The organism is Streptomyces noursei (assembly GCF_001646665.1).
Classification (GTDB): Bacteria; Actinomycetota; Actinomycetes; order Streptomycetales; family Streptomycetaceae; genus Streptomyces; species Streptomyces lavendulocolor.
This window is the reverse complement of sequence record NZ_LWBU01000169.1, coordinates 247,199-270,640: the sequence shown is the minus strand read 5'-3', so window position 1 is coordinate 270,640 and position 23,442 is coordinate 247,199. Positions and strand designations below refer to the sequence as shown.

Below are 23,442 nucleotides of genomic sequence, written 5' to 3'. Positions count from 1 at the left end.
GAGATTCTGCGCACATACCGCGCGGTATGTCACTACCCGGGAGTAGATCGGCTGGGACGGATCACCGGACGGGGGACGGTCCGAGGCTCTCGCGGGACAGTTCCGGGTCCTCGCGGAGCTTGCCGAGCGCCCGGGAGACGGCGCTCTTGACCGTCCCGACGGAGACCCCGAGGACCTCCGCCGTCTGGACCTCGCTGAGGTCCTCGTAGTACCGGAGCACCAGCATGGCCCGCTGGCGGTCGGGCAGCCTCATCACCGCGCGCCACATCGCGTCCCGCAGCGCCTGCTGCTCGGCCGGGTCGGGCCCCGGCAGCCCCGGCGGCTCGGGCAGCTCGTCGCAGGCGAACTCGTCGACCTTGCGCTTGCGCCACTGCGAGGTACGGGTGTTGAGCAGCGCACGGCGTACGTAGCCGTCGAGCGCGCGGTGGTCCTCGATGCCGCCCCATGCGACGTAGGTCTTGGCGAGGGCGGTCTGCAGCAGGTCCTCGGCGTCGCTCGGGTTGGCGGTCAGCGACCGGGCGGTGCGCAGCAGCACGGGTCCACGGGCTCGTACGTACGACGAGAACGACGGGTATCCGGTGGCGGCTGTGGACGCCCCGGTGCAGACGGGGCCGGCGGTCGCGGTCATGTCTCCACGCTAGGAGCGGGCGCCGTCCGGGGGATCGCCCACAGGTGCCGAACCGGTGTCCGCCTCAGGTTGTACTGCCGCCGCCCGCCGGACCTCCTGGAGGTGGAGGGGCGGGGCGCGCCGGCTCAGGGTCCGGCGCCGGCGCCACCCCTGTCACCGGTCCGGCGGACGGGTCACAGCACCGCCCCCGACCAGGGCCGTCGCCCGGCCGGCAGCCGGCCGCGCGGAGGCGGCGCGGGGTCGACGCGGGGCGTCCGGCGGGACAGGTCGCGGTACGGCGCGGGCGGCCGCGCGGCATCCTCGTACGCCCCTCGTACGCCCCTCATCCGCTCGTACGGCGCGCCCGTCACGACCGAGCCGGCCAGCGGCCCCCTGACCGGTCGTCGGGCTCGACGAGCCCGGCGGCCACGACGCCGGGCGGCCCGCGCGCCGGTACCGAAGTACCGCGCACGGGCCGCCCGTTCCGCTCGCCCCCTCCCCCCGTCGTTCCTCCCCTGTCGCTCGTCCCCCGCCCCTCCGCCCCGTTCTACGCCCCCCTGCCCCCGCCCCTCGCCCCTTCCCTCGGGCCGGCCCTACCGGGAGTGGGCTAAGTCCGCCGTGGGGCCGCTCCGGCGAATGACCGTGCGCCCCGGGCCGTTCACGTGCGCGGTACCACCCCGCCGCCCGGAGGGACCGGTGGCGATGAGGCGTGCGGTGCGGATGCTTGCCATGGATGCCCTCCAGGAGTCCTCTGCGCAACTGCGGCCGGTTGCGGGACGGTTGGGCGCCCCGCTTCGTGGTGAAAGAGTTGCCCACCGATTCCCCTGTGAACCAGGCAGGACCGCTCATTTCCCTCGCAAGCGTGACGACTTGGCGATAAACGTCCCCGACTGCCCGAAAGTCCTGCTCACCGCCCGATCGGCCGGCGCGCGGCCGGTCGAGCGGCCGGACCCCCGTCCGGGCTCGCGGCCGTTCGGGTGGACGCGGAACGACGACGGACATCCACCCCCTTCCCATGGTCGAACGCATGTACGACCATGGAGCCATGGCCGCCACCGGAAGGCGCACCACCCTGGCCCTGACGTACGCGCAGTCCGCCGCCGAGCGCGGACTGCCCGTCTTTCCCCTGTCGCCGTCCAAGCTGCCCGCCCTGCCGTCGCCCCACCGCGACGATCCGGCACCGGTCCGCTGCCGGGGCGAGTGCGGCCGGCCCGGACACGGCGTCCACGACGCGACCACCGACCCGGCGGCCGTACGCGCGCTCTTCGCGCTCGCCCCCTGGGCGACCGGCTACGGCATCGCGTGCGGGCGCCCGCCCCACCACCTGATCGGCGTCGACCTCGACACGGACCCCGCCGTGCTGCGGCACCTCGCCCGGGAGCACGGCTTCCCGGTTCCGGGGACGGTCACCGTGCTGACCCCCAGCGGCGGACGGCACCTCTGGCTGGCCGGCCCGCCCGGCGTCGTCGTCCCGAACTCGGCCGGGCGCCTCGCCCCGGGCATCGACATCCGCGGCTTCGGCGGCTACCTGGCCGGACCCGGCTCGGTGACCGCGCGCGGCGCCTACCGCCTGGCGCCCGGCACGCCCGCCCTGCCCCCGGCGGCCTGCCCGCCGGCCCTCCTGCGCCTGCTGGTCCCCCCGCCGCGGCCTCCCGCGCGCGCCCGCGGGGGGCGACCCGGACCGCGGGGCGAGGGGCTGGTCGGGTTCGTCCTCGCCGCCCGGGAGGGCCGGCGCAACGCCCGGCTGTTCTGGGCGGCGTGCCGGGCGTACGAGAGCGGCATCGGCGACGCCCTGGCGGACGCCCTCACCGAGGCCGCCGTACGGACCGGGCTCACCGCCCACGAGGCCCGCGCCACCGTCGCCTCGGCCGCCCGGTTCACGGCGCCGCGAGGAGCAGGTGCCCCGCGAGCGCGGTGATCAGGGCGCTGGAGGCCAGGGCGGTGGCGAGCCGCCCCCGGCGCCCGGTCAGCGCCCTGCCCAGCAGCGCCCCGCCCCCGGCCAGCAGCAGCTGCCAGCTGGCCGACGCGAGGAAGGCGGCGAGCACGAAGGCGCCCTGCTCCAGCGGGCCCGGGGTGCCGGCGGTGCGGCCGCCGATCACCAGCGCCGCGAAGTAGACGACGGTCATGGGGTTGAGCACCGTGAGGCCCAGGAGCGCCAGGTACGCCCGCAGGGGTCCGACCGGCGCCTCGTCGTCCCGCTCCGCCGCCCGCCGCGCCCGGTACCGCCGGATCGCCACGACACCGCCGTGGACCGCCAGCACCAGCAGGACCAGGGCCGACAGCCGGCGCAGGGGCACCGACACCGGCTCCACGAGCGGCGCCAGGGCCGTTCCTCCGACGGCGGCGACCGCTGCGTACAGCCCGTCGGCGGTGGCCACCCCGAGCGCGGCGCACGCGCCGACCCGCCAGGACGTCCGCGCGGTGAGCGCCACCAGGTACGCCCCGACGGCCCCCACCGGCACGGCGATCCCGTACCCGGCGAGCGCCCCCGCGACCAGCGCGCCGATCACGACGGCGCGGCAGCCGGCCTCCGCCGGGACCCGCGCTGCTGCTGCCCGCGCGCCGATCGGGCGGCGGCGGTCAGCGGCACGGGGTGGAGCGTCGAGGAGTCCATGGCCCGATGCTGGCGCGGCCGCGTCCGCCCGGGCAACGGGTTTTGCCCCGCCCGCTCCGCGCTCACCCGCCTACGGGCGCGCTACACGTTCTCCATCACGCCGCCGACGAACTCGGCCACCCGGTGCCGCACCTTGTGCCAGCGGTTGCAGTACTGCTGCGGAAACCAACGGCGGTTCTGACGGAGCGGCCGGTGACACGACTTGCACAGCACGGTCCGGTTCTGACTGGCGAAATCCCCCATACGACGACTCTAGCGCCGCGCTCTGACACTTTCCGCTTCGGAAAATCAAGACTTGCCACACCGGAAACTCACCCCTAAAGTTTCCATCATGGAAACCAACGGGGATGCCATCCGTCCGACCGCACAGGAGGCGCTCGCCGCCCTCTCCGACGCCGAGCAGGTCAAGGCGTCGGCGACCGCCCTCGCAGCCACCCCCTGGCCGCGCTGGTTCGCCGCCGCGCTCACGCTCTACACCGCCGCCGTACCGCCCGTGTACGGAGGCACGCTGGCCCGCCACGACTGGCTGCTGCCCCAGGGCACCTGGAGCGTGATCATGGTGGTGATGACGGCGGCGTACCTGTCGCTGTTCGTGGTGGCGGCCTCCAACTGGCGGAAGAAGACCGGCGTGGCGCTCCGCTTCGACGTCCTCCCGAGGAACGTCACGCTGCCGCTGGTGATCGGGCTGCCCGTGGTGCTCCTGGGATCGGCCCTGGTCTTCCGGGCCACCCGTGAACCGCTCTGGCTGTTCGCCGCGTCGGCCGTCGGGGCCGCGACGTCGATCGCCTTCCACCTCGTCTTCGTCCGCCTGCACCGGAAGGCCTCATGAGCAGTCCCGCGCCCGACCCCATGGACGGCTTCGACACCACCATCCACGCCCCCAACCGCCTGCGGATCTGCGCCCTCCTGGACACCGCCGGGGAGGCCGAGTTCGCCACGGTCCAGCAGCAACTGGGCGTCTCCGCCTCGGTCCTGAGCAAGCACGTCACCGTGCTGGCGGACGCCGGCTACGTCGAGCAGCGCAAGGCGGTGCGCGACACCCGCGCCCGCGTCTGGCTCCGCCTGACCCGCCCGGGCCGCGACGCCTACCACGCCCACCTCGCCGCCCTCCGCGCCATCGTCGGCTCCTGACCGCCCGACGGGCTGATGACTCCCCCTGGAGACCAGACGCCGCCAGAAGGACACTGAAAGGCACCCGGCCTCAAGCCCTCGACACACGACCCCAGCGAGACAGCGCCACCCTCACCATCGCCGCCGAGGGTGGCGCCGTGAACCGCCCGGGGAAGGCGCCCGCACTTCAGAGGTTCGGTCATCGACCAGTCGGCCTAGGCCAGCGACGCGGATACCGCTGAAACTACGACCCAGGCTTCGGCTCGGTCACATGCAGCAGTTCTCCACCTTTTCCGTAGACAGCAGCCCGCACCGTGGTGTCGACGTTGTCCTCCCACCCGGCGAACGCCTCGGCCACCGTCTCGGCCGGAGCCTTCTGGGTGTGGTCGGTGACCACAAACCCCAACTCGCCTGGGGTGTTCCAATCGCCCCACATCATCGACACATGGCCGATGACTGCATCTTGCTGTTCCTTACTGCCCTTCTCCGACACCCAGGCTGCAAACGATTCGGCATCGGAGACAGCCTTGCCTTCGTTCTGCACAGCGGGCAGTTGCGGTGGTGCGACCCTGTCTCCGCTCGGCGCCTCCTCCAGCAGTCCGCAGCCGGACAGAAGTACCGGAACGAGGAGCAGCGGGACAATCCTCTTCACACGCAACTGAGCACTCCTTGCCAACTGGCGGCGCCCCGCATCACGCGCGGCTCATAACCGTTCTCGGCGTCTGCGCGCCGTGCTCCCCAGGTCGCGTTCGGCAGCCGCCGTCTGGCTCTAGACGCCGAGCCCCAACAGCGCCACTTCCAGGGGGAGTACGGGCCGCGCCGGGAGGGCGGGCGGCTCCTCGCCGCGTCCTGTGTGCGTGGCGGGAACGGCGCGCAGCGCGCCCACCCCGTCGGCGGCCCACAGGGCATCGGTCGGCGGCAGCGACAGCGTCACGCGCCGTCCGTCACCAAGGGTGGTCTCGAGCTTCTTCGGGTCGTTCACCGGCATGGCAACTCCCTCTCGCGGACGTCCTCGCCCTGTAGGACGTCCGACCGATCGGCAAGGTTCCGTCCCACCCGGCACCCGCGCCCCCGCAAGCGACACGCGGGACAGTCGGCAGCGGTCGCCGGGTGACGGCGCCGCACGGCCGAGCGGCCCCCGACCGATGTGCTTGGTCAGGGGCCGCTTCGCGTGCGGTGGGTGTGGGATTTGAACCCACGGTGACTCGCGCCACGACGGTTTTCAAGACCGTTCCCTTAGGCCGCTCGGGCAACCCACCCACGCTCCGCCGCACCTACGGTGGAGCGGGCTACAGCCTACCGGTTGGGGGGTGGGGGGCGGGTGGGTCAGGGGGGTGACTCGGCCCAGACCGCGGGGCCGCCGCCCTGCCAGTGGATGAGGCGGGTGGTGGCCACTTCGTCCGGGCCCAGTTCCAGGCCCACACCGCTCAGCAGGTCGACGAGGTCGGCGACGCTGTGGGCGAGGCCCAGGAGGGTGCCGTCGGTGTGGACGGTGCGGCCGCCGGAGCCGTTGGGCGGGGACACGGTCACGGGCGGCTGGTCTGCGGTCATGACCCCACTGTGGCCCGGCGCCCGGCGCCCGGCACGCCGGGGCCGGGAGCCGGGTGACGAGGCGTCCGTCAGCCGCTGTCGCCCTTGCGCTCGCCCAGGGTGACCTCGGCCGTCGCGCTCTTGCCGCCGCGCTCGTAGGTGAGGGTGACCCGGTCGCCCGGCTTGTGGGTCCAGATCTCGCTGATCAGCGTCGGGCCGCTGTCGATGGTCCGGTCGCCGAACTTGACGATCACGTCGCCCGCCTTGAGGCCCGCCTTCGCGGCGGGGCCGCCCGGGACGACCGCCGGGGTGCCGCCCTCGCCCTCGGGGGCGATACGGGCACCCTCGGTGCCGCCCTCGGCCATGTTCACGGTGGCGCCGATCACCGGGTAGACCGGCTCGCCGGTCCTGATCAGCTGGTCGGCGACGCCCTTGGCCTGGTTGATCGGGATGGCGAAGCCGAGGCCGATGGAGCCCGCCTGGGACTGGCCGAGGCCGCCGCTGCCCGCCGACTGGATGGCGGAGTTGATGCCGATCACGGCGCCGCGCGCGTCCAGCAGGGGGCCGCCGGAGTTGCCCGGGTTGATGGAGGCGTCGGTCTGGAGGGCGCTCATGTACGAGTTGCGGCCGGCGCCGCTGCCGTCGCCGGAGGCCACCGGGCGGTTCTTGGCGCTGATGATGCCGGTGGTGACGGTGTTGGACAGGCCGAAGGGCGCGCCGATCGCGATGGTCGAGTCGCCGACGGCCACCCTCTCGGAGTTGCCCAGCGGGAGCGGGGCGAGACCGGAGGGGGCCTTCTTGAGCTTGAGCACGGCGACGTCGTAGCCCTGGGCGCGGCCGACGACCTCGGCGTCGTACGTCTTGCCGTCGGAGAAGGTCGCGGAGAGGGTGCCGCCCTCCGCGGCGGAGGCCACCACGTGGTTGTTGGTGAGGATGTGGCCTTCCTTGTCGTACACGAACCCGGTGCCGGTGCCGCCCTCGGCCGCCGAGCCGCCGGCCTTGGCCTCGATGGTGACGACGCTCGGCAGGGCCTTGCCCGCGACCGCGGCGACCGAGCCCGGCTCGCGCGCGAAGTCGGCCGGGGCCTCGCCCGCCGCGACGGTGGTGGAGCTGCTGGAGCCGTCGTTCTGCTCGGCCGCCCAGTAGCCGACGCCGCCGCCGATGCCGCCGGCGACCAGGGCGGCCACCAGGAGGGCCGCGACCAGTCCGCCGCCGGAACGTTTGCGCGGCGGCTCGGAGGAGGGCGGGAGCGGCGCGCCCCAGGCGGGCGGGGGCGGCGGGGCGGGCCAGCCCGTGCCCGTGGGCGGGGCGGGAGGCGTGTGGGGGGCGTGGGGCGGCGGCACGTCATGGGCGCGCGTCGGCGCGGCGGCGCCCGCCGGGTCGTACGGGGGCGTGTGCGGGGGCGTGCGGGGTGGTTCCGGCGCTGCCGTCCCGTGGGCGTCCTCCGCCGGCGCGGACGAAGAGGGCGGCACGGGAGGTACGGACGGGGCGGCCGGGACCGCGTTGCCCTCGTTCTCGGTGCTCACAGCTCGTTCTCCTCGGGGTTCCACGTCGTCTGCGTCGTCTGCGTCGTCCGCGTCCTCGTCGGCGTCTCGGCGAGAGTCCGCTGGGCAGGTGTATGCGGTCAGCTTTTCCCACCGCCCGTCAGGCCACTGTAAGCCGGACCTGTGCGTCCGCGGGCCATCCTTTATCTCCGACAAAAGGGATGCCCGTCGTGGAGGGCCGAACAGCGGTGGCACCATGTCGCGGTGACCCACGCACGCCAGCACACGATTCAGGTCGTCGCCCACCGGGGCGCCTCCGAGGACGCGCCCGAGCACACCCTGGCCGCGTACATGAAGGCGATCGAGGACGGCGCCGACGCCCTCGAGTGCGACGTCCGGCTCACCGCCGACGGCCACCTCGTCTGTGTCCACGACCGCCGCGTGAACCGCACCTCCAACGGACGCGGCGCCGTCTCCACGCTGGAGCTGGCCGATCTGGCCGCGCTGGACTTCGGCGCTTGGAAGGACCCGAACGAGAGCCCGGACTGGGGCGACCCGGAGTACACCTCCGTACTGACCCTCGAACGGCTGCTCGCGCTCGTGGCGGACGCCGGGCGGCGCGTCGAGCTGGCCATCGAGACCAAGCACCCCACGCGCTGGGCCGGCCAGGTGGAGGCGCGGCTGGTGGAGCTGCTGGAGCGCTACGGGCTGGCCCGGCCCCGCGCGGGCACCACCACCCCGGTACGGATCATGAGCTTCTCCGCCCGCTCGCTGCACCGGGTCGCCGCCGCCGCGCCCGCCGTGCCGACCGTGTACCTGATGCAGTTCGTCACCCCGCGGATCCGCGACGGGCGACTGCCCGCCGGGTCCCGGATCGCCGGGCCCTCCCTCCGGATCGTCCGCGGCAACCCGGGGTATGTCGCGCGGCTGCACCGGGCGGGTCACCGTGTCCATGTCTGGACGGTGAACGAGCCGGAGGACGTGGAGCTGTGCGCCCGGCTCGGAGTGGACGCGATCATCACCAACCGCCCCAAACAGGTCCTGTCCCAGCTGGGACGGCTCTGACCTCCGTCACGCCCCGCGCCCGGACGCGTGCGCTGCGTACCGGTCCGTGACAGGTGCGTCACTGCGCACCGGTTGGCCGGTTTCCGGTCCAGTCCATTGGGGCATCCACACCGTGGCGTGGGGCAAAGGAGGTCTCGGGGGTGGCGTTGGTGGTGGCACAGGAGGTGCCCACGTCGTCGAGCATGGCCGTACCCCATGGCCCTGCGGGCGTGGGTGAGGCGAGGCACCGCATGCGGGAGGAGCTCCGCCGCGGCGGTGTGGCCGAATCGGTCGTCGACGACGCCGTACTGGTCCTGTCCGAACTGCTCAGCAATTCCTGTCGGCACGGCAGACCGCTGGGCCGGGGCGTGGAGGTGGGCGACGGCGACGTCCGCGCCGCCTGGCGCGTCGACGAACGGGGCTCGCTGACCGTCGAGGTGACGGACGGGGGTGGTCCCACCCGACCGGTTCCGTCGACGCCCTCGGTGACCGCGCGCGGCGGCCGGGGGCTCAACATCATCAGTGCGCTCGCCCAGGACTGGGGCGTACGGGACAGCGCGGCGGGCGAGGTGACGGTGTGGGTGGTCCTCACGGGAGGGCACCGGCGCGACGACTTCGCTACGCGCGTCACGGCTCCCGGCTTCGACTTCCTGGACGCGTACGGGGTGTACGACACCTTCGAGGACGTCGACTGACCCTCCCGGGCGGGCGGCCACCGGCGGACGCCCCCGGGCGGCGCACCGGCGCGTGACCCGGCCGGTGCCCCCGGGCGGCTAGGCTCGCGGCCGACACAGCAGTGCCGCACCGCCGTTACGGGAGAAGTCACACCATGGGCAAGAAGCGTCCCCAGACCAAGGCCGGGAAGCCCCAGGCGCAGCTGAAGGAGGGCGAGATCCCGGTCGTCGGGGCCCGCGAGCCCTGCCCCTGCGGTTCGGGCCGCCGCTACAAGGCCTGTCACGGCCGGGCGGCCGCGCACGCGGTGACCGAGCTGGTCCAGCGTCCCTTCGAGGGCCTGCCCGGCGAGTGCGACTGGGTCGCCCTGCGCGAACTGGTCCCGGCCGCCACCGCGCCGCTGCACCTCGCGGGCGGCCTGCCCGAGGGCATGCCCTCGGTGACGCTGGCGACCGTGCTGCCCATGGCCTGGCCCGCGCTCCGCCGCGACGACGGCTCGGTCCTGCTGGCCCTGCAGAACGACACCTCCTCCGGCGACCTGAGCCGGGACCTCGCGGACACCCTGCGGCGCGCGCTGGAGGCCGAGCCGGGCACGCCGGTCGCGGCCGGTGGCGCCCCGGCGGGGAGCCGGGCGGACGGCCCGCGCCTCCAGGACCTGCTGGACGCGGACGCCGCCTTCGAGCCGGTCGTCCACCCGGGCTTCGAGTTCTGGGTGCCGGACGCCGAGAAGAGCGCCGCCCCGGAGGTGGCCGCCTCCCTGGAGCGGGCCAACGCCGCCGCGATCCCGACGGTCCGGCTGTCCGGCGTGGACGCCGCGTACTGGTGCGAGACGCCCGAGAAGAACCACCTGCGCTGGGTCATGCCGCACCCCGAGGAGCAGCTGCTCGACGCGCTGGCCCGGCTGCACGCCGCCGGACGGTCCTCCCTCGGCGACGGCACCCGGCTGGTCGGCTCGTTCCGTGCGCACGGGCTCGTGGTGCCGGTGTGGGACCTGCCGACGGGGATGGGCGCGAAGGAGTGCGAGCAGCCGGCCGCCGACTTCGCGGAGCGGCTCGCGGGCGCGCTCGCCGACGACGCGCCGCTGACGGCGGAGGAGCGGCGGGCACGCGGCGGCCTCACCAACCGCCAGGTCACCCTGAGCTGACCGGCGGGCCGGCCGGGACCGTTAGCAGAGCCGGAATCGCCGCACATCCCGACCGGTCGGTGACTTCCGCCACAATGACGCGTACCCGAAGGTAAATCCCTGTCCGAATTACTGAGATCGAATTTGCGAACAGCCGATCTCTTGTTACGGTGCTTGAAGCCCGGTCGCTGGTGCATCCCCCGTCGCCAGCGACCGGGCCCTTCCATTTCCGCGGAATGGACCCTTCCGCCCCGGCGCCCCAACTCGCGCGCTACGAGGCGGAGTTGCTCCCCGACCGCAGCAGCAGCGGACTTTCCCCGCTCTCCGCGAACTCCGCCACTGCCGTGTATTCGGCGGAAGTCCCGCGTGACGGCTCCGCGGGCGTCTCGCAAACACCCGGTTCGTCTTCCGCCCGCACCTCGCAATGCGCTTGTACGGTGCGTCCGCCGGGCGCCATCAAGGTGAGTACGGCGCCGAGTTCCTCGCCGGTCGCGTTGCGGTAGTACGTGCGCGCCCAGGTGTCGCGGCCCTCGGTCAGGACGCAGGTCTGCGCCTCCACCCCGTCCGGCGAGGCCACCTCCGGCCCGCAGGTAGCCGTGCCGGCGGCCGGCGGGGCATCGATTCCGGCCAGAAGTGCCGACGCCTCCGCGGGCGCCTCCCCCGGCGCTTCCCCGGACACCTTCTCCGGCGCCTCCGTGAGTGCCCTCCCGGGCGCCTTCCCCGGGGCCCCGCCCGCGCCCGCCGGACCGGCCGGTGCGGCGGGTGCGCCGGCCGGTCCGGCGGAGGCGGCCGGCGACAGCAGCGCGGCGGCCAGCACCACGGCCCCGAGCCCGATCACGCGGAGATTCATGGGGACCCCACCTGCCCAACTGGCCGGGAAAACATGACGGTGGGGCGACGATAGCGACGGGACGCGGCCGTCCCGGGGGCCGCGCGCCCGAATCCCGTACAACTCGGCCCCGCTCGCACCCGTACGAGTGACGCACGGGTGGCGGCGGGGCCGGGGTGGTGACGGCGGGCGGCGGGGACTCAGTAACGCAGCCGGCTGCCGCCGTCCGGGGCGCTGGTGCTCGCCTCGACGAGCGCGTCCACGACAGCCTCCACGTCCGGGAGCCAGGGGGACGCGGACCCGGCGAGCGGCGCGCGTTCCCAGCGCACCTGCCCGGTCCCGGTCTCCGAGGGCGGCAGCACGAGGTAGCCGCCCTCCCCGTGGAAGCGCAGGGAGCTGGGCACGCAGTCCTTCACGTACAGCAGCTCCCCCAGCTGTTCGAGGGTGTACGGGGCGACCAGCAGGGACCAGCGGGTGGGCGTCGCCACCACCGGTCCGAGCCGCATCTCCCGCCGGTCGAGCACGCCCAGCGCCCGCGCCGCCGCGACGGCGGGCAGGCTCACCGCGCACGGCGCGCGGCCGCCGGTGGCGAGCACGACCGGGGCGTCGGGGCGGTTGCCCCACCACCAGCGCACCAGGCGCTCGTCGGTGGAGGCCGCGAGGAGGCCGGGGTCGAAGGGGTGTGCGCCGGGTACGACGCACTCGGGGTCGGGACAGGCACAGCCGCGTTCCCGGTCGCCGCGGCCCCGTCCCGCGGCGCCGCCCCCGGCCGCCTCGAGCCCCACGCCGGGGAGTACGGGCCAGTCCCACTCGGTGGCGCACAGGAGCGCTGCGTCCAGGTGGACGGGCCTCCTCCTGCGCCGGAACCGGAGCCTGCGTCGCCTTCCGAGGATCTCGCGCATGAGCGCTCGTTCCTTTCCGTTGAACGCCGAGGTCATCCACATGGACAAAAGGTGTGCGTCAGTTCACTGTGCGTACGGTCCGGCGCGTCGCCGCCCCGTGCCGGTGCCGGCACGGGGCCGGCCTCTCTTCGCCTGCGGCAAGGCACACCGCCGGGGCCCGCCGAGCGTGGGCCGAGCCGCGGCCCGGGTGTCCGTCCATTCAACACGTGGCGGGGGGTGGCGCACCCATGGCGCGCACTGGCGGTCCCGCTGTTCTCTTTCCCCGCCACTCGGGGACGGGGCGCGGCCTTCGGGGTCAAGGACGCCAGGGCTTCCCGCCGGGTTCCGGGCTTGCCCCAACTGCCCCTGGCCGACACCGTCTACGTACCCAGCCGACTCGGAACGACGCCCCCTCGGACCGCGTCCACCGACGCCGCCCCCTGGGGGTACCCCTTTTCGAACGGGGCTCAGTCGACCGCAAATCCTGTCCATGGGGGGCATTTTTGAGCCAAGTTGCGGTTCACGTAAATACTGCGCGCCCGAGCCGTGACAATGCTGGACATCCCCTCACTTCTGCGTGTAGATGTGGTTCCAGTGACAGCGGCGCAGATTGACATGGGGGTTTGCGATGCTATCCAGCGAAACGCGCCCGTCGAAGAGCCGACTGCCATGAGCGCCCCTCACCTGCCGAAAGTGGCTGGAATCGATCCAACTGTTCCGGCGCCCGCGCACACTGCGGAGCCCCTGTCCGGCCTCCCGACCCCCCCGATCGCGCCCGGCGCGATGATCCAGGACAGACTGGCGGGCTGGGTCTCCGACCTCACCACGCTCCACGAACTCACCGAACGGCTCATCCGCACCGGCACCGTCGACGAGGCCCTGCGGGAGGTGCTGCGCGCCGGCGCCGCACTCGTCGGAGCCCGCCGCGGCATGGCCGTCCTCGAACCCGCGGACGGCCTCGGCCCCACCACCACCATCGGCCTGGGCCTGGCCCACGCGGACATCGGCACCATCGAGACCGTGCCGCGCAGCGCCACCTCCTACGGCCGCATCCTGGACGACCTGCCCGACGAGCCCCTCGCCGAGCGGCGCCGGCCCGGCGCCGTCGCCGTGCCCGACCTCTTCGCCGACGAGGGCCTCGACCCGCGCCACCGCGAGGTCGCCGCCCGCCTCGGCTACGCCGCCAGCTACGCCGTTCCGCTCGTCACCGGCACGGCGGGGCGGCTGGGCGCGGCCGTCTGGCTGTACGACGAGCCCGCCGAACCCGCCGAGGGGCGGCGCCACCTGGTCGGCCTCTACGGGCAGTACGCCTCCGAGCACCTGGCACGGCTGGTGGAGCTGGAGCGCGGCCGCGCCAGGATGGCCACCATCGCCGAGGAGCTGCTGCCCAGCCGGCTGCCGCGCGTCCCGGGCGTCCGGCTCGCCGCCCGGCACCGCACCGGGCCGCAGGGCGGCGGCGACTGGTACGACGCGCTGCCGCTGCCGGAGGGCGCGCTCGGCCTGGCGGTCGGGTCGGTGTCCGGGGCGGGGCCGAGCGCGCTGGCCGCGATGGGGCGGCTGCGCGCCTCGCTGCGGGCGTACGCGGTGATGGAGGGCGAGGACCCCGTCGCCGTCCTCTCCGACCTGGAGCTGCTGCTGCGGCTGACCGAGCCGGCCCGGTCGGCCACCGCGCTCTTCGCGTACGCCGAGCCGGCGCACCGCAGGATCGTGCTGGCCGGGGCGGGGCACACGCCGCCGCTGATCGTGGGCGAGCGGCGGACCGAGTTCGTCGAGACGTCCCTGTCGGCCCCGCTCGGGATGCTGGCCTGCTGGGAGGCGCCGAGCGTGGAGCTGGCGCCCGAGCCGGGCGAGACGGTGCTCCTCTACACGGACGGGCTGCTGCGGCGTACCGGGGACTCCATGGACCGGGCCTTCGCGCGGCTGCACGCGGCCGCGGCGACCGTTCCCGCGGCGGACCGGTCCGACCCGGGCGCCGTCGCCGACCACGTGCTGCGGACGGTGCTGCCGGACGGCGGTACCGGGGACGAGGACGTCGTCGTGCTGGCCGCCCGCTTCGAGTGACGCGGGCCCCTGGCCGGTCCTCCGTACGACCGTACGATGGAGTGCGGTCCCCCCTGCCCGACATCCGAGGGCGTGGGGGAGGTCGAATGTCGTATCGATCAGGAGGCGGACCCGTGTCCGAAGAGCTCACCCCGGAGACCCCGGAAGAGACCGACGAGCCGATCAAGCAGCGCAAGAACGGCCTGTACCCGGGCGTGTCCGACGAGCTCGCCGAGAACATGAAGTCCGGCTGGGCCGACACCGAGCTGCACGGCCTGGAGCCCCTTCCCCAGGCGGCCCACACCGCCGCCCGCCGCGCGGCGCTGTCCGCGCGCTTCCCCGGCGAGCGCCTGGTGATCCCCGCGGGCAACCTGCGGACCCGCTCCAACGACACGGAGTACGCCTTCCGCCCGTCGACGGAGTACGCGTACCTCACCGGTGACCACACCCACGACGGCGTGCTGGTGCTGGAGCCGCGCAAGGCCGGCGGCCACGCGGCGACGATCTACCTGCTGCCGCGCTCCGACCGGGAGAACGGCGAGTTCTGGCTGGACGGCCAGGGCGAGCTGTGGGTGGGCCGCCGGCACTCGCTGACCGAGGCGGAGCAGCTGCTCGGCATCCCGGCCAAGGACGTGCGCGAGCTGCCGGCCGCCCTGAAGGAGGCGACCGGCCCGGTGCGCGTGGTGCGCGGTCACGACGCGGGCATCGAGGCGGCCCTGACCGACAAGGTCACCGCCGAGCGCGACGAGGAGCTGCGGGTGTACCTCTCCGAGGCGCGCCTGGTGAAGGACGAGTTCGAGATCGGCGAGCTGCAGCGCGCCTGCGACTCGACCGCGCGCGGCTTCGAGGACGTCGTCCGCGTCCTGGACAAGGCCGAGGCGACCAGCGAGCGGTACATCGAGGGCACCTTCTTCCTGCGCGCCCGCGTCGAGGGCAACGACATCGGCTACGGCTCGATCTGCGCGGCCGGACCGCACGCCACGACCCTGCACTGGGTGCGCAACGACGGCCCGGTCCGCTCCGGCGAGCTGCTGCTGCTGGACGCGGGCGTGGAGACGACGACCCTGTACACGGCCGACGTGACGCGGACGCTGCCGATCAACGGCCGGTTCACCGAGCTCCAGCGCAAGATCTACGACGCGGTGTACGACGCCCAGGAGGCGGGCATCGCGGCGGTGCGGCCGGGCGCTCCGTACCGCGCCTTCCACGACGCCGCGCAGCGGGTGCTGGCCGAGCGGCTGGTGTCCTGGGGCCTGCTCGGCGACATGGACGTCGAGAAGGTCCTGGAGCTGGGCCTCCAGCGCCGGTGGACCCTGCACGGCACCGGTCACATGCTCGGCATGGACGTGCACGACTGCGCGGCCGCGCGGACCGAGACGTACGTGGACGGCGTGCTGGAGCCGGGCATGTGCCTGACCGTCGAGCCGGGCCTGTACTTCCAGGCGGACGACCTGACGGTGCCGGAGGAGTACCGGGGCATCGGCGTCCGGATCGAGGACGACATCCTGGTCACGGAGGACGGCAACCGGAACCTGTCGGCCGCGCTGCCGCGCCGGTCGGACGAGGTCGAGGCGTGGATGGCGGGCCTGAAGGGCTGAGTCCGCGCCACGCGTGCGAAGGCCCCCCGCCGGTGTCTCCGGGCGGGGGGCCTTCGCACGGGGCCCGTCAGGACGCCACGAGCGGGGCGTCCGTACGCCACTTGACGATCTTGTCGAAGCTGACGACCGCGCCGCCGCGTCCCGATCTGTTGCCGAAGTGGACGTGGTCGGCCAGCTCCTCGATGAGGCGCAGGCCCCGTCCGTTCTCGGCCTCCGGGGCGGTCCTGCGGACCGTGGGCGCCGGTCCGGACGGGAAGCCGGGGCCCGAGTCCGCGACTTCGATCCGGCACTTCTCGCCGTCGAGGTAGGCGGTGACGCGGTACTCCGCGCAGACGTCGCCGGTCTCCGTCCGCCCGCCGTGCTCCACCGCGTTGGCGCACGCCTCGGTGAGGGCGAGGGACAGGTCGTAGGAGATCTCCGGGTCGACGCCGGCGGTCTCCATGGTGCCGAGGAGGAGGCGCCGGGCGAGCGGGACGCTCGCGGCCTCGCGCCGCAAATGGAGAGACCACCAGATGCTCATGCTCCAGCCTCCTGGCTGCGGCTCGACATACCGTTACGTATTGCCCCCACCTCTGCGTGGTAAGCGCCGCGTTGACGCGACAGCCCCCGTTCGGCGGATATGCGTAGCCCGTACGCCGGTGTATGTCGGCGTGTGTCGGACTCTGTCCGGTGCTTGCGGACCGAGGCGGCGAAACGGTGACCTTCCGGACCTGCCGTGTGGAGGGAAGGGGCGCAGTGCGATGATGGCCCGGCCATGTCTGCCCCTTCCGCTGGTCCGCGGCTGCTGAGGGCCGCGGTGTTCACCGCGGTCTGCCTCGTGCTGTCCGCGCTGGGACATGTGCTCGCGGCCTGCGAGACCGTCCCGTGGTGGACGCTGGCCCTCGGGTTCCTCTGCGTGTTCGCGTCGGTCGTGCCGTTCGCCGGGCGCGAGCGTTCGCTCCCCGTGATCGCCACGGCGCTGGCCGGCGGCCAGCTGGGCCTGCACGCGCTGTTCGGGCTCGGACAGCGGCAGCAGCTCACGGTGGATATCGGCGAACGGGCGGACGACGCACTGATCCGGATGGCTGCCAAACTGGTGTGCGGGGCGGGCGCGTCGTCGCTGAGCCCCGCCGACGCGCACCGGATCGTCACCCGCGCCGGGCTGGATCCGGCCACCGCCGTCCCCCACGCGGGGCACGCCGGGCACGCGGCGGAGCCCGCCGCCGGGCTGTGGCCCAGCCTCCCCATGGTCCTCGGGCACCTGCTGGCCGCCGTGGCGACCGGCTGGCTGCTGCGGCGCGGGGACCTCGCGCTGCTGAAGCTGGTCCGGCTGTCGACGCGCGGCGCCGCGGGGCTCGCCGAAGGGGCGCTCGTCCGCGCACTGCGCGCCACCCTCGCCCTCGTACGCGCCCTGGTCGCCGGGCTGCCCGCGCTGCCCGCGGGCGGACCGGCGCGTCCGCGCACCGAGGACGACCCGCCGCCGCCCGCCGCGGCGGACGCACTCCAGCACACGGTGATCAGGCGCGGCCCGCCGGCCGTACTGCTCTACGCCCTCGCAGCCTGACACGGCGCACTCGACGGGAGTGGCGCCGTGGTGCGCCCGTGCGCACGCACCCGCTTCCCCGACTTCTGTGGAGTGTCTCCGTCATGAATGTCTCTTCCCGTGTCGCCCTGGCCGGCGGCATCGCCGTCTCCTCCGTCGCCCTGCTGTCCGGCACCGCCTTCGCGCACGTCGGCGTACAGCCGCAGGGCGAGGCCGCCAAGGGCGGGTACGCCACGGTGAACTTCAAGGTCCCCAACGAGCGCGACAACGCCTCGACCGTGAAGCTCGAGGTGACCCTCCCGGCCGACGCGCCGATGGCCTCCGTGATGCCGCAGCCGGTTCCTGGCTGGACGGTCGTGGTCGACAAGGCCAAGCTCGCCAAGCCGCTCGAGGTGCACGGCAAGAAGATCACCGAGGCGCCCTCCAAGATCACCTGGACGGCCGCCGGTGCGAAGATCGGCCCCGGGCAGTTCCAGCAGTTCCCGGTCTCCCTCGGCCGGCTCCCCGAGAACACCGACAGGCTCGTCTTCAAGGCCCTCCAGACGTACGACAACAAGGAGATCGTGCGCTGGATCGAGGAGCCCAAGGACGGCGCTCCCGAGCCCCAGACGCCGGCCCCCGTCCTGAAGCTCTCCGCGGCGAAGGACGACCACCACGGCGGCGGCGCCACGACCGCCACGGCGGACGACAAGGGTCACGGCGCCCGGGAGAAGGCCGCGGCGGCCGACTCCAGCGACACCACCGCCCGCGTCCTGGGCGTCGTCGGCATCCTCGTCGGCGCCGCCGGCGTGGCCTTCGGCGTCCTCGCCGGACGCCGCCGCTCGGCCTGACGGCCGCCCCCCGGAAACACCGAGAGAGAAACCCCATGCACCTCCAGAAGACCGGCGAGCGGTCCCGGCCGCGCCGCCGCACCCCCGTGCTCGCGGCCGCGCTCGTCGCCGTGACGGCACTGACCCTGTCGGCGTGCGGCGGCGGCGACACGTCCGGCGACGCCGCCGGCGTGTCCGTCGCCGCCTCCCCCGACAAGGCCGCGACCGTGCTGGACCGGCCCTTCGAGAAGCCCAACCTCGTCCTGAAGGACACCAAGGGACGGGCGTACGACCTCCGCGAGCGGACCAAGGGCCGGCCGACGCTGATCTACTTCGGCTACACCCACTGCCCCGACGTCTGCCCGCTGACCATGAGCAACATCGCGCTGGCCTACAAGGAACTCCCCAAGGCAGACCGGGACAGGCTCCAGGTGGTCTTCGTCACCACCGACCCCGAGCGGGACACCTCCGCCGAGCTCGCCAAGTGGCTGCCCGGCGCCGGCGACCCGTCGTTCATCGGCCTCACCGGCGACTTCCCGACCATCCAGGCGGGCGCGCGCCAGATCGGCATCGGCATCGACCCGCCGAAGAAGGAGAAGGACGGCTCGGTCGTCTCCATGCACGGCGCCCAGGTGATCGCGTTCTCCCCCCGGACCGACCAGGGCTACGTCGTCTACGACGACGACACCACCGCCGAGGAGTACGAGAAGGACCTGCCGAAGATCATCAAGGGGGAGAACCCGTGAACCGCCGCACCACCCTGACCGCCCTGTCGACCGCCGTGGCCCTCGCCGGGGCCATGGCGCTGGGCGGCTGCTCCTCGGACGGCGGGCCGGAGCTGAAGGTCCACGGGGCCTTCATGCCGCAGCCCGTGGGCGACATGGCCGGCGGCTTCCTGACCGTCACCAACAGCGGTGACGCCGCGGACCGGCTCACCTCCGTCACGAGCCCGCTCTCCGACGACGTCCAGATCCACGAGACCAAGGACCAGAAGATGCGGCAGGTGAAGTCCTTCGACGTCCCCGCCGACGGTGAGCTGAAGCTCGAACGGGGAGGCAACCACATCATGTTCATGGCCATCAAGAAGCAGCCGAAGCAGGGCGAGAAGGTGCGCATACGGCTGAACTTCGAGAAGTCCGGCCCCATCGAGGTGGACCTCCCCGTGGAGGCCGCGACCCACAACCCGTCGAAGCACTAGGCACCGGGGGACTGACACATGACGGCCACCGCCCCGCGCTTCGGAGCCGCCCGCGTCCTGTGGCTGATCCTGGCCACCGCGGCACTGCTCGGCAGCGTGCTCTCCGGCACGGCGAGCGCCCACGCCGCGCTCACCGGCAGCACCCCGAAGGACGGGGCGGTGGTCGCCACCGCCCCCAAGGACGTCACCCTCACCTTCTCCGAGCAGGTCGCCATGGGTGACGACGCGATCCGCGTGCTGGAACCGAGCGGAAAGCGCGCCGACACCGGCGAGCTGCGCGACCTGTGCGCCGGAGCGGTCGTCAAGTACGGCGTCGACCTCCACTCGGGGCTGCCGGAGGGCACGTACACCGTGGCGTGGCGTGCCGTGTCCGCCGACAGCCACCCCATCTCGGGCGCGTTCACCTTCTCCATCGGCGCCCCGTCGAAGACCACCGTCGCGCTGCCGAAGGAGGAGGCCGGCGGTGGGGTCGTCGGGGTGCTCTACGGGATCGCGCGGTACGTCTCGTACGGCGGTTTCGTCCTGCTGGTCGGCGGCGCCGCGTTCGTCCTGGCCTGCTGGCCGCGCGGCGCGGCGGTACGGCCGCTGCAACGGCTCGTGGTGCGCGGCTGGGCGGCCCTGACGGCGGCGACGCTGGCACTGCTGCTGCTGCGCGCGCCGTACACGGGGGCGGACTTCGGCCCGGGTTCCCTCGGCGCGGTCCTGGAGACCAAGACCGGTGCCGCGCTCGTCTCACGGCTGCTGCTGCTGGGGGCGGCGGCGCTGTTCGTCGCGGTGCTCTTCGGCGCCTACACCCGCCGGGAGGACGAGGGCGAGAAGAAGGACCTGACCTTCGGGCTGGCGATCGGCGGCACGGTGGTCGCGGCCGGCATCGCCGGGACGTGGGCGCTGTCGGAGCACGCGTCGGCCGGGCTCCAGCCGCTGGTCGCCATGCCGGTGGACATCCTGCACCTGCTGGCGATGGCCGCGTGGCTGGGCGGCCTGGCCGCGCTGCTGGTGGCCCTGTACCGGGAGCCGTCCGTCGAGGGCTCGGCGGTGCGGCGCTTCTCCCGTGTCGCGTTCGGTTCCGTGGTGGTGCTGGCCGCGACCGGCGTGTACCAGTCGTGGCGGCAGGTCGGCTCCTGGTCGGCGCTGACCGGCACGGCGTACGGCAGGCTGCTGCTGCTCAAGGTGGCGCTGGTGGCCGTCCTGGTCGCGGTGGCGTGGCTCTCGCGGCGGTGGACGCGGCGGATGGCGGAGACGGCCGTCGCCGCCGCTCCGGAGGACGCCGCCGGGGAGGCGGAGGGCGGGGAGGACTCGGAGGCCGGGGACTCGGACGCCGGCGGGGACTCGGAGGCCGGGGACACGGACGCCGGCGGGGGTGCCGCCGTGCCGGTCACCGTGCCCGACGACCCCGAGCGTGCCGCGCAGCTCGCCCGGCAGCGGGCGGTCCTCGCGGCCGCCCGCGCCAAGCGGGTCCGCGACGCCGACCCGGAGCGCGCCGGGCTGCGCCGCTCCGTACTGGCGGAGGCGGGCGTCGCGGTGGTGCTGCTCGCGGTGACGACCGTCCTGACGACCACCGAGCCGGGCCGTACGGTGGAGGAGGCCGGCGCCGCGCAGACGTCGGCCCCGGCCGCCGTGCCGGACCGGCCCCTCGACCTGACCCTGCCGTTCGACACCGGCGGCGTGAACGGCAAGGGCACCGTACGGCTCACCCTCGATCCGGGCCGCTCCGGACGGAACGCGATGCACGTGTACGTGGACGGCCCGGACGGCCGGCCCCTGGACGTACCGGAGCTGAAGGTGGCCTACACCCTGGAGTCGAAGCAGATCGGGCCGCTGCCCGTCCTGCCCGAGCGGGTCGCGGCCGGGCACTGGTCCTCCACCGCCGTGCAGGTCCCGATGCCCGGCGAGTGGAAGCTCCAGGTGACCGTGCGGACCTCGGACATCGACCAGACCACCATCGACAAGAACGTGAAGATCGGCTGACCCTGACCGTGAGCACCGAGAACCTCGACATCTCCAGGCGCAGGCTGCTGGGCACCGTCGGCGCGGCCGGCGCGACCGGGCTGATGCTGGGCGCGGCCGGCGGCGCCGCGGCCCACGCCGCCGCCGCCGGACCCGCCGGCGCGGCCCTGGCGTCCGTCGGCTCGACCGCCGTGCCGTTCCGCGGCGCGCACCAGGCGGGCATCCTCCAGCCGTTGCAGGCGCGCGGCCACCTGGTCGCCTTCGACCTGGTGCCCGGCGCGGGCCGCAAGGAGGCCATCGCGCTGATGCGCCGCTGGTCGGCGGTGGCCGAGCGGCTGATGGCGGGCGAGCCGCTCGGCGCCGGGGACACCGGGGTCGCCCTGGACGCCGGGCCCTCGTCGCTGACGGTCACGTTCGGCTTCGGCGCCTCGTTCTTCGACCGGACGGGGCTCGTGGCCCGGCGGCCGGAGGAGCTGGACCCGCTGCCCGCGTTCTCCTCCGACCGGCTGGACCCCCGGCGGTCTGGCGGCGACCTGTGGGTGCAGATCGGTGCCGACGACGCGCTCGTCGCCTTCCACGCGCTGCGCGCCGTGCAGAAGGAGGCCGGCGGGGCGGCGAGGGTGCGCTGGCAGATGAACGGCTTCAACCGCTCGCCGGGCGCCACCGCGCACCCGATGACCGCCCGGAACCTGATGGGCCAGGTCGACGGTTCGCGCAATCCGAAGCCGTCGGAACCGGACTTCGACGAGCGGGTCTTCGTGCCGGCGGGCGGGGAGCAGCCGTGGATGGCGGGCGGTTCGTACGCCGTGGTCCGCCGGATCCGGATGCTGCTGGACGACTGGGAGAAGCTGCCGCTGAAGCAGCAGGAACGGGTCATCGGCCGCCGGAAGTCCGACGGCGCGCCGCTGACGGGCGGCGGTGAGACGGCGGCGATCGACCTGGACCGCACGGGGCCGGACGGGAAGCTCGTCGTGCCCGACAACGCGCACGCGCGCATCTCGGCGCCGGAGCAGAACGGGGGCGCGGCGATGCTGCGGCGCCCGTTCTCGTACCACGACGGCTTCGGGGCCGACGGGGAGCCGGACGCGGGGCTGCTGTTCATCGCCTGGCAGGCCGATCCGCGGCGCGGGTTCGTGCCGGTGCAGCGGAAGCTGGACCGGGGGGACGCGCTGTCGCCGTTCGTCCGGCACGAGGCGAGCGGCCTGTTCGCCGTGCCGGGCGGGCCGGGTGCGGGCGAGTACGTGGGGCAGCGGTTGCTGGAGGCGTGACCGCGGGGGCGTGCCGCGCATTAGGGTGACCGGTATGTCGGCCACTCGCTTCACGTATCTCGGTCCCGAGGGCACCTTCACCGAGGCCGCCCTGCGCACGCTCCCGGAGGCCGCCACGCGCGAGCTGGTGCCGATGGTGTCCGTGCCCGCCGCCCTGGACGCCGTGCGCAACGGCGAGGCGGCCGCCGCGCTCGTACCGATCGAGAACTCGGTGGAGGGCGGGGTGACCGCGACGCTCGACGAGCTGGCGTCCGGCGAGCCGCTGATGATCTACCGCGAGGTGCTGCTGCCGATCGCGTTCGCGCTGCTGGTGCGGCCGGGCACCAAGCTCTCCGACATCAAGACGGTCACCGGGCACCCGGTCGCCCAGCCGCAGGTGCGCAACTGGCTGCGGGCCCACCTCCCGGAGGCGGTGTGGGAGTCGGCCGCGTCCAACGCGGACGGCGCGCGGCTGGTGCAGGAGGGGCGGTTCGACGCGGCGTTCGCGGGTGAGTTCGCGGCGGCGACGTACGGGCTTCAGGCGCTGGTCTCCGAGATCCACGACGCGGAGAACGCGGAGACCCGCTTCGTGCTGGTGGGCCGCCCGGCCCGGCCGGCGGCGCCGACCGGTGTGGACAAGACGTCGGTGGTGATCTGGCAGCGCGAGGACCATCCGGGTGCGCTGCTGGAGCTGCTCCAGGAGTTCGCGGCGCGCGGGGTCAACCTGATGCTCCTCCAGTCGCGGCCCACGGGCGCGGGCATCGGCAACTACTGCTTCGCCATCGACGCCGAGGGGCACATCGCGGACCGGCGGGTCGGCGAGGCGCTGATGGGCCTGAAGCGGATCTGCGCGCACGTCCGGTTCCTGGGGTCGTACCCGCGGGCGGGCGCGGGCGCCGGGGACGTCACCCCGCTGCGGCCGGGGACGTCCGACCGGGAGTTCACGGAGGCGTCCGACTGGCTGGCCCGGTGCCAGGACGGCCGGGCCTGACCGTACGTCCACAGAGTTATCCACAGGGTCGCTTCTCGACCTGGGGACAAGTCGACAACACAACTGGACAGGGTCGACAAATCGCTCCACTCCCCACAGGGGGTCATGGAGTGCGGCACGGTGACCGTGTCACCTCAATTCCGCCGATCACCTCCTTGGGGAGAGAATTTCCCACCCGAATGAGTGGGTGGGCATG

General features: G+C 73.9%; 25 protein-coding genes and 1 tRNA gene. 15 read left to right on the top strand and 11 right to left on the bottom strand.

Annotated features, from left to right (window positions below; genetic code table 11):
• Positions 1-61 precede the first annotated feature (61 nt).
• Complete coding sequence (locus A4V12_RS14930; RefSeq protein ID WP_064069822.1) at positions 62-628, bottom strand: SigE family RNA polymerase sigma factor; 567 nt, start codon at positions 626-628, stop codon at positions 62-64.
• A 1,024-nt stretch (positions 629-1,652) separates the two neighbouring features.
• On the opposite strand from A4V12_RS14930, the gene A4V12_RS14925 reads away from it, so the two are divergent.
• Positions 1,653-2,525 carry a bifunctional DNA primase/polymerase gene (locus A4V12_RS14925; protein WP_064069866.1) on the top strand — a complete coding sequence of 291 codons (873 nt, stop codon included), beginning with the start codon at positions 1,653-1,655 and terminating at the stop codon, positions 2,523-2,525.
• Here the strand turns inward: A4V12_RS14925 and A4V12_RS14920 are convergent.
• Positions 2,485-3,117 carry a LysE family transporter gene (locus tag A4V12_RS14920; protein ID WP_064069821.1) on the bottom strand — a complete coding sequence of 211 codons (633 nt, stop codon included), beginning with the start codon at positions 3,115-3,117 and terminating at the stop codon, positions 2,485-2,487. The two genes, A4V12_RS14925 and A4V12_RS14920, sit on opposite strands and share 41 nt — an antisense overlap.
• A 185-nt stretch (positions 3,118-3,302) precedes the next feature.
• Positions 3,303-3,464 (bottom strand): hypothetical protein, encoded by a 162-nt coding sequence (locus tag A4V12_RS38025; RefSeq protein WP_199831292.1) that lies wholly within the window; start codon positions 3,462-3,464, stop codon positions 3,303-3,305.
• A gap of 88 nt (positions 3,465-3,552) precedes the next feature.
• Between A4V12_RS38025 and A4V12_RS14915 the strand changes: the two genes are divergently transcribed.
• Positions 3,553-4,050 (top strand): hypothetical protein, encoded by a 498-nt coding sequence (locus tag A4V12_RS14915; RefSeq protein WP_064069820.1) that lies wholly within the window; start codon positions 3,553-3,555, stop codon positions 4,048-4,050.
• Positions 4,047-4,352 carry a transcriptional regulator gene (locus tag A4V12_RS14910; RefSeq protein WP_064069819.1) on the top strand — a complete coding sequence of 102 codons (306 nt, stop codon included), beginning with the start codon at positions 4,047-4,049 and terminating at the stop codon, positions 4,350-4,352. Before A4V12_RS14915 ends, A4V12_RS14910 begins: the two co-directional genes overlap by 4 nt.
• A 223-nt stretch (positions 4,353-4,575) precedes the next feature.
• Here the strand turns inward: A4V12_RS14910 and A4V12_RS14905 are convergent, their stop codons facing one another.
• The 5 genes from A4V12_RS14905 to A4V12_RS14885 form a co-directional block, all read right to left on the bottom strand.
• The gene (locus A4V12_RS14905; protein ID WP_064069818.1) at positions 4,576-4,983 is read right to left on the bottom strand and encodes a hypothetical protein; all 408 of its coding nucleotides are present in this window, start codon (positions 4,981-4,983) and stop codon (positions 4,576-4,578) included.
• 117 nt (positions 4,984-5,100) lie between these two features.
• Positions 5,101-5,319, bottom strand: coding sequence for a hypothetical protein (locus tag A4V12_RS14900; RefSeq protein ID WP_064069817.1), 219 nt, complete (start codon positions 5,317-5,319; stop codon positions 5,101-5,103).
• Between the two features lie 186 nt (positions 5,320-5,505).
• Positions 5,506-5,590: transfer RNA gene (locus A4V12_RS14895), tRNA-Ser, on the bottom strand.
• A gap of 67 nt (positions 5,591-5,657) precedes the next feature.
• Complete coding sequence (locus A4V12_RS14890) at positions 5,658-5,882, bottom strand: hypothetical protein (RefSeq protein WP_064069816.1); 225 nt, start codon at positions 5,880-5,882, stop codon at positions 5,658-5,660.
• 68 nt (positions 5,883-5,950) lie between these two features.
• Positions 5,951-7,387, bottom strand: coding sequence for a S1C family serine protease (locus A4V12_RS14885; protein ID WP_064069815.1), 1,437 nt, complete (start codon positions 7,385-7,387; stop codon positions 5,951-5,953).
• A 222-nt stretch (positions 7,388-7,609) separates the two neighbouring features.
• Between A4V12_RS14885 and A4V12_RS14880 the strand changes: the two genes are divergently transcribed.
• The 3 genes from A4V12_RS14880 to A4V12_RS14870 all read left to right on the top strand — a co-directional run bounded on the left by A4V12_RS14880 (position 7,610) and on the right by A4V12_RS14870 (position 10,205).
• Positions 7,610-8,410, top strand: coding sequence for a glycerophosphodiester phosphodiesterase (locus tag A4V12_RS14880; protein ID WP_064069814.1), 801 nt, complete (start codon positions 7,610-7,612; stop codon positions 8,408-8,410).
• Positions 8,411-8,463: 53 nt separating this feature from the next.
• Positions 8,464-9,084 carry an ATP-binding protein gene (locus A4V12_RS14875; protein ID WP_079137047.1) on the top strand — a complete coding sequence of 207 codons (621 nt, stop codon included), beginning with the start codon at positions 8,464-8,466 and terminating at the stop codon, positions 9,082-9,084.
• Between the two features lie 134 nt (positions 9,085-9,218).
• The gene (locus A4V12_RS14870) at positions 9,219-10,205 is read left to right on the top strand and encodes a DUF5926 family protein (RefSeq protein ID WP_064069812.1); all 987 of its coding nucleotides are present in this window, start codon (positions 9,219-9,221) and stop codon (positions 10,203-10,205) included.
• Between the two features lie 250 nt (positions 10,206-10,455).
• Here the strand turns inward: A4V12_RS14870 and A4V12_RS38020 are convergent, their stop codons facing one another.
• Positions 10,456-11,034 carry a hypothetical protein gene (locus tag A4V12_RS38020; RefSeq protein ID WP_064069811.1) on the bottom strand — a complete coding sequence of 193 codons (579 nt, stop codon included), beginning with the start codon at positions 11,032-11,034 and terminating at the stop codon, positions 10,456-10,458.
• A 179-nt stretch (positions 11,035-11,213) separates the two neighbouring features.
• On the bottom strand, positions 11,214-11,915 hold the full coding sequence (locus A4V12_RS14860; protein WP_064069810.1) for a bifunctional DNA primase/polymerase: 702 nt from the start codon (positions 11,913-11,915) through the stop codon (positions 11,214-11,216).
• A 531-nt stretch (positions 11,916-12,446) separates the two neighbouring features.
• On the opposite strand from A4V12_RS14860, the gene A4V12_RS14855 reads away from it, so the two are divergent.
• Both A4V12_RS14855 and A4V12_RS14850 read left to right on the top strand, forming a co-directional pair.
• Positions 12,447-13,955, top strand: a complete 1,509-nt coding sequence (locus tag A4V12_RS14855) for a PP2C family protein-serine/threonine phosphatase (RefSeq protein ID WP_079137046.1) — start codon at positions 12,447-12,449, stop codon at positions 13,953-13,955.
• A gap of 113 nt (positions 13,956-14,068) precedes the next feature.
• Entirely contained in the window at positions 14,069-15,532 is a 1,464-nt protein-coding gene (locus tag A4V12_RS14850) for an aminopeptidase P family protein (protein ID WP_064069808.1), read from the top strand.
• Positions 15,533-15,599: 67 nt separating this feature from the next.
• Here the strand turns inward: A4V12_RS14850 and A4V12_RS14845 are convergent, their stop codons facing one another.
• Positions 15,600-16,052 (bottom strand): ATP-binding protein, encoded by a 453-nt coding sequence (locus A4V12_RS14845; RefSeq protein WP_064069807.1) that lies wholly within the window; start codon positions 16,050-16,052, stop codon positions 15,600-15,602.
• 234 nt (positions 16,053-16,286) lie between these two features.
• Between A4V12_RS14845 and A4V12_RS14840 the strand changes: the two genes are divergently transcribed.
• From A4V12_RS14840 to pheA, 7 genes are all read left to right on the top strand, one after another.
• The gene (locus A4V12_RS14840; protein WP_064069806.1) at positions 16,287-17,075 is read left to right on the top strand and encodes a hypothetical protein; all 789 of its coding nucleotides are present in this window, start codon (positions 16,287-16,289) and stop codon (positions 17,073-17,075) included.
• Between the two features lie 83 nt (positions 17,076-17,158).
• Positions 17,159-17,884, top strand: coding sequence for a YcnI family copper-binding membrane protein (locus A4V12_RS14835; RefSeq protein WP_064069805.1), 726 nt, complete (start codon positions 17,159-17,161; stop codon positions 17,882-17,884).
• Between the two features lie 35 nt (positions 17,885-17,919).
• Positions 17,920-18,609, top strand: coding sequence for an SCO family protein (locus A4V12_RS14830; RefSeq protein ID WP_064069804.1), 690 nt, complete (start codon positions 17,920-17,922; stop codon positions 18,607-18,609).
• Positions 18,606-19,061, top strand: coding sequence for a copper chaperone PCu(A)C (locus A4V12_RS14825; RefSeq protein WP_064069803.1), 456 nt, complete (start codon positions 18,606-18,608; stop codon positions 19,059-19,061). The genes A4V12_RS14830 and A4V12_RS14825 overlap by 4 nt, the downstream gene beginning before the upstream one ends.
• 18 nt (positions 19,062-19,079) lie before the next feature.
• Positions 19,080-21,029, top strand: a complete 1,950-nt coding sequence (locus A4V12_RS14820; protein ID WP_064069802.1) for a copper resistance CopC/CopD family protein — start codon at positions 19,080-19,082, stop codon at positions 21,027-21,029.
• An 8-nt stretch (positions 21,030-21,037) separates the two neighbouring features.
• A complete protein-coding gene (gene efeB / locus A4V12_RS14815) occupies positions 21,038-22,276 on the top strand; it encodes an iron uptake transporter deferrochelatase/peroxidase subunit (RefSeq protein WP_064069801.1) in 1,239 nt (412 codons plus the stop codon).
• Positions 22,277-22,310: 34 nt separating this feature from the next.
• Positions 22,311-23,246, top strand: a complete 936-nt coding sequence (pheA, locus tag A4V12_RS14810; RefSeq protein WP_064069800.1) for a prephenate dehydratase — start codon at positions 22,311-22,313, stop codon at positions 23,244-23,246.
• The last annotated feature ends 196 nt before the right edge of the window (positions 23,247-23,442 follow it).